The organism is Bacillus sp. 05T31 (genome assembly GCF_056396725.1).
On record NZ_JBFTMA010000214.1, the window covers coordinates 1 to 6045 of the forward strand.

The following is a 6045-nucleotide window of genomic DNA, read 5'->3' on the forward strand; positions in this document are numbered from 1 at the left end:
GTTTTAGGCGAAAATATTGGAACAGTTGTAAGGGGGAAATAAATTATGGGACAACAAGTATTGAAGTCTTCAAATGAAAAAATGGAAAAAGCAGTTGCTGCTTATTCTCGTGAATTAGCAACAGTTCGCGCTGGTCGTGCAAGCTCATCTGTATTAGATAAGGTACAAGTTGATTACTATGGTGCACCAACACCAGTTGTGCAATTAGCGAACATTACAGTTCCAGAAGCACGTTTGCTTGTAATTCAACCTTATGATAAAACTTCTATCGGTGATATTGAAAAAGCAATTTTAAAAGCAGATTTAGGCTTAAACCCTTCTAATGATGGAACTGTAATTCGTATTGCATTCCCTGCATTAACAGAAGAGCGTCGTCGCGATCTTGTAAAAGTTGTGAAGAAATATGCTGAGGAAGCAAAAGTTGCTGTTCGTAACGTACGTCGTGACAGTAATGATGACCTTAAGAAGCTTGAAAAAGCTGGCGACATTACAGAAGATGATTTAAGAGGATATACTGAAGATATCCAAAAAGAAACAGATAAATATATTGCAAAAGTTGACGAAATCGCAAAAAACAAAGAAAAAGAAATTATGGAAGTGTAATAGCGATAATTTCGCAAATATGACCCTCTTCTTAAGGGGGTCTTTTTACACTTTTAGGCATACGTCTGCTTGTTGGAGGGTATGAATGATGTTTAAAAAGTTTCCTTTTTTTAAAAGTAAAAAGGTCACATCGTTTGATCATCTCATTGAAAAAGTGAAAAAAGGATATATCCCAGAACATATTGCTATTATTATGGATGGTAATGGAAGATGGGCAAAGAGAAGAGCCATGCCTCGCATTGCTGGTCATCATGAAGGTATGCAAGTTGTGAAGAAAATCACAAAATTTGCAAGTAAGCTTGATGTGAAAGTATTAACTCTTTATGCTTTTTCGACTGAGAACTGGAAAAGACCGAAAAAAGAAGTTGATTATTTGATGAAGCTTCCAGAAGAATTTTTAGGTGCATTTTTACCAGAGTTGATTGAAGAAAACGTACAAGTCCGAGTAATAGGGCAAAAAGATCGTCTTCCTACGCATACGCGCAGAGCGATGGAAAAAGCCATGGAAGATACGAAAGAGAATACGGGATTAATTCTTAATTTCGCGTTAAACTATGGAAGTCGAGATGAAATCGTTTCTGCTGTGCAACATATGATGAAAGATAGTGAGGAAGGAAAAATTCGTTCGGAAGAAATAAGTGAAGAAAAGATTTCTTCTTACTTAATGACGAGTTCTTTACCTGATCCAGAGTTGTTAATCCGTACAAGCGGAGAGCTACGTATTAGTAATTTCATGTTATGGCAAATTGCTTATTCGGAATTTTGGTTTACAGATGTGTATTGGCCAGATTTTACCGAGGAACATTTGCTAAATGCGATTACAGACTTTCAACATAGAGGGCGCAGATTCGGAGGCGTGTAGAAAGAGAGGGTTTGGTAGTGAAACAGAGAATTATTACTGGAGTGATTGCTGCCGCGCTATTCATTCCCATCGTAATTTACGGTGGCGTGCCTTTTACAGTTTTAGTGTATGCACTTGCTTCTATAGGTTTATATGAATTAATTCGTATGAACAAGCTTACGCTTATTTCGGTACCAACAGTTTTAGCTGCAGTATTATTGTGGATTATTTTAATTCCGAGTAGTGCATCAGAACTGTTTACGTGGATTGGGTTAGGTAAATTAGAAATCACATTTGTGATTGTTTTATTACTTTTATCATATACAGTCCTTTCTAAGAATACATTTACTTTTGACAATGCTTCATTTTTACTTATGGCAACGACATATGTTGGAATGGGATTCTTATATTTAAATGAAACGAGAATATTAGGAATCAAATATGTGTTCTGTGCACTATTTGTCATATGGGCAACTGATTCAGGTGCATATTTCATAGGAAAAGCATTTGGAAAAAGAAAATTATGGCCAGAAATTAGTCCGAATAAAACGATTGAAGGTTCATTAGGCGGTATTGTTTGTGGAATTGTTGTTGCACTTGTTTACAATATGTTCTTCCCAGTTGAAGCGAATGTAGGAGTTTTAATCGTTCTGACGATTATCATTTCTATTTTTGGACAAATTGGTGATTTAGTGCAATCTGCATTTAAACGCCATTATGGTGTAAAGGATTCAGGTACAATTTTACCTGGACATGGTGGTATTTTAGATCGAACAGATAGTTGGTTATTTGTGTTACCAATTCTATACTTCTTATTACAATACAATTAATAAATGAACGAGGGGTTGGAGTCATGAAAAACATTAGTTTACTAGGTGCAAGCGGATCAATCGGTACACAAACATTAGATGTGTTACGCTCGCACCCAGACCAATTCCGTCTCGTTGCTTTTTCTGTAGGGAAAAATGTTGATTATGCAGTAAAGGTAATTCAAGAATTTTCCCCRCAAATTGTCTCTGTGCAAAGAGAGGAAGATGTTTTAAAATTACAAGCTGTTTCTGGTAATACAAAAGTAGTATATGGTAGCGAAGGCTTATTAGAAGTAGCGCTGCACCCAGATACAGAAATTGTAGTGAATGCTGTTGTAGGTAGCGTAGGGTTGTTACCGACACTCCGCGCAATTGAGGCGAAAAAAACAATTGGAATTGCAAATAAAGAAACGTTAGTAACTGCAGGGCATCTTGTAATGGAAGCAGCACGAAAACATAATGTATCGTTACTTCCAGTAGACAGTGAACATTCAGCTATTTTTCAATGCTTGAATGGTGAAAATGAAAAAAGAATCTCTCGCTTAATTATAACTGCTTCAGGCGGAAGTTTTCGTGATAAAACGAGAGATGAATTGCATCAAGTGACCGTAGAAGATGCACTTCGTCATCCAAACTGGTCAATGGGTTCGAAAATTACAATTGATTCTGCTACAATGATGAATAAGGGGCTAGAAGTAATTGAAGCACACTGGCTTTTTGGTATCCCTTATGAGCAAATCGATGTTGTTCTACATAAAGAAAGTATTATTCATTCTATGGTTGAATTTGAAGATCGTAGTGTAATGGCACAGCTTGGCTCACCTGATATGCGAGTACCGATTCAATACGCGCTTACATATCCTGATAGATTGCCTCTTTCAGACACGAAACAGTTAAATTTATGGGAAATGGGAACATTGCATTTTGAGAAAATGAATCAAGAGCGTTTCCGTTGTCTACGTTTTGCGTATGAAGCTGGAAAGACAGGTGGAAGTATGCCGGCTGTAATGAACGCGGCAAATGAAGTAGCTGTTGAAGCTTTTTTACAAAAGAGAATTGGTTTCTTAACAGTGGAAGACCTCATTGAAAAAGCAATGCACCATCACACTGTCATTGCACGTCCGAGCTTAGAGGAAATTCAGGAAATTGATGCAGCCACAAGACGGTTTGTGATGGAACAAATTTAGCAAAGGTGGTTATGGAATTGAATACAGCGATTGCCTTTATATTAATTTTCGGTGCACTCGTATTTTTCCATGAGCTAGGGCATCTATATTTCGCAAAAAGAGCAGGTATTTTGTGCCGCGAGTTTGCGATTGGTTTTGGTCCGAAAATATTCTCATTTGAAAAGAATGAAACGGTGTATACGATTCGATTACTGCCCCTTGGTGGCTATGTAAGAATGGCTGGCGAGGATGCGGACACAGTTGAGTTAAAACCTGGAAAAAAGGTTGGACTTGTATTAAATGAAAAAGACGAAGTTGTGAAATTAGTTTTTGACGGACATGAAAAATATCCAAATGTTCGTGTCATTGAAGTCGAACAAGCTGATTTAGAGCATAATCTTACAATTTTGGGTTATGAAGAGTACGAGGAAGAGCTGCAAACATTCCGAGTGAATGAAAAAGCTCGTATCATTTCTGCGGGAGAAGAAATTCAAATCGCTCCGTACAATAGACAATTTGGCTCTAAAAAATTGGGCCAACGTGCTCTAACAATCTTTGCAGGTCCTGCAATGAACTTTATTCTAGCATTTGTTATTTTTGTGATTCTTGGATTTGTACAAGGAGTTCCTGTTGACAAACCAATGGTCGGAAAAGTAATGGAGAATAGTGCTGCAGAACAAGCTGGATTAAAAGAAAACGATACGATTCAAGCAATCAATGGGAAGAACACTAGTACATGGAAAGATGTTGTAACGATTGTACGTGAAAACCCAAATAAAGAAATTACGTTACATGTAAAGCGTGATAGTGAGCAATTTAATGTGAAAGTAACACCAACGCTTGATAAAGAAGGAAAAGACGAAGTTGGTAGAATTGGTGTTTATTCTCCTGTAGAGAAAACAGTGATGGGTTCTATTAAATCAGGGTTTGAACAAACATACGAATGGACGAAACTAATTTTTGATTCTCTTGTGAAATTAGTAACGGGTCAATTTTCTATTAATGAGTTGTCAGGTCCAGTAGGAATTTATAATCTAACAGATCAAGTTGTAGATTATGGATTTACGCGTGTACTAAGTTTAGCGGCAGTTTTAAGTATTAACCTTGGTTTATTTAATTTATTACCAGTCCCAGCTTTAGACGGTGGACGTTTGTTCTTCTTCTTAATTGAAGCGTTACGAGGAAAACCAATTGATCGTCAAAAAGAAGGAATGGTTCACTTTATTGGGTTTGCATTATTAATGTTGCTTATGTTAGTTGTAACATGGAATGACATCCGTAAGTTTTTCTTGTAAAATAAGAAGAAGTTTATAATGAAATAGAGCTCATAGAATAAAATCCCTCACCTAACTCGAGGTGAGGGATTTTATTGCGTGTAAGAGTAAAATGAAGAGGTGCGAATAAATGAAACAAAGTATGGTATTCAGTCCTACATTACGTGAAGTTCCAGCAGATGCTGAAATTAAGAGTCATCAATTATTACTTCGCGCAGGGTTTATGCGTCAAAATGCTTCTGGTATTTATAGTTTTCTACCATTTGGTTTAAAAGTGTTACACAAAGTAGAACGTATTGTTCGTGAAGAAATGGAGCGCGCAGGGGCAGTAGAACTATTAATGCCAGCTATGCAAGCTTCTGAATTATGGCAAGAATCAGGTCGTTGGTATTCTTACGGATCAGAATTAATGCGTATGAAAGATCGTAATGCTCGCGAGTTTGCGCTAGGGGCAACTCATGAGGAAGTAATTACAGATCTTGTACGTGATGAAATTAAATCATACAAAAAACTACCATTAACATTATATCAAATTCAAACAAAATTCCGTGATGAGCAAAGACCACGTTTCGGTTTATTACGCGGAAGAGAATTTTTAATGAAAGATGCGTATTCTTTCCATGCAACACAAGAAAGTTTGGATGAAGTATATAGCGGTTTATACAAAGCGTATTCTAATATCTTTGCTCGTTGTGGTTTGAATTTCCGTGCAGTTATAGCTGATTCTGGAGCAATGGGTGGAAAAGATACACACGAATTTATGGTGTTATCTGATGTAGGTGAAGATACAATTGCGTATTCTGATACATCTGATTATGCGGCAAATATTGAAATGGCTCCTGTTGTTGCTACGTATACGAAGAGTGATGAAGCCGAAAAAGCACTTGAAAAAGTAGCAACTCCAGATCAAAAAGCTATTGAAGAAGTATCTGCATTCTTAAATATCGCAGCAGAAAAATGCATTAAATCTATGGTGTTTAAAGTAGATGCGAAATTAGTAGTAGTACTTGTTCGTGGCGATCATGAAGTCAATGATGTAAAAGTGAAGAATGTATACGGAGCTTCAGTCGTTGAGCTTGCTTCACATGAAGAAATAAAAGAGTTATTAAACTGTGAAGTGGGTTCTTTAGGACCGATTGGTGTTACAGGGGATATCGAAATTATCGCTGACCATGCTGTAGCATCAATTGTCAACGGATGTTCAGGAGCGAACGAAGAAGGATTCCATTATGTAAATGTAAATCCAGAACGTGACTTTAAAGTAAGTCAATATACAGATTTACGCTTCATCCAAGAAGGAGACCAATCTCCAGATGGAAATGGAACAATTCTTTTCGCACGTGGAATTGAAG

General features: G+C 37.0%; 6 protein-coding genes. All 6 read left to right on the forward strand.

The genetic code is table 11. The annotated features are described in order from the left end of the window. The first annotated feature begins 45 nt into the window (after positions 1-45). Positions 46-603: a ribosome recycling factor gene (gene frr, locus AC1DJR_RS14445; protein WP_000531506.1), complete on the forward strand. Its 558-nt coding sequence runs from the start codon at positions 46-48 to the stop codon at positions 601-603. A gap of 85 nt (positions 604-688) precedes the next feature. Continuing rightward, a complete protein-coding gene (locus AC1DJR_RS14450) occupies positions 689-1465 on the forward strand; it encodes an isoprenyl transferase (protein ID WP_002014545.1) in 777 nt (258 codons plus the stop codon). Between the two features lie 17 nt (positions 1466-1482). Next, positions 1483-2274: a phosphatidate cytidylyltransferase gene (gene cdsA, locus AC1DJR_RS14455; protein WP_002088171.1), complete on the forward strand. Its 792-nt coding sequence runs from the start codon at positions 1483-1485 to the stop codon at positions 2272-2274. Positions 2275-2297: 23 nt separating this feature from the next. Then, on the forward strand, positions 2298-3440 hold the full coding sequence (gene dxr, locus AC1DJR_RS14460; protein ID WP_002014547.1) for a 1-deoxy-D-xylulose-5-phosphate reductoisomerase: 1143 nt from the start codon (positions 2298-2300) through the stop codon (positions 3438-3440). A gap of 17 nt (positions 3441-3457) precedes the next feature. After that, positions 3458-4714: an RIP metalloprotease RseP gene (rseP, locus tag AC1DJR_RS14465; protein WP_002088169.1), complete on the forward strand. Its 1257-nt coding sequence runs from the start codon at positions 3458-3460 to the stop codon at positions 4712-4714. A 109-nt stretch (positions 4715-4823) separates the two neighbouring features. Beyond that, positions 4824-6045, forward strand: a 1222-nt coding sequence (locus AC1DJR_RS14470) for a proline--tRNA ligase (RefSeq protein ID WP_477002873.1), incomplete at its 3' end; no start/stop codon positions are given.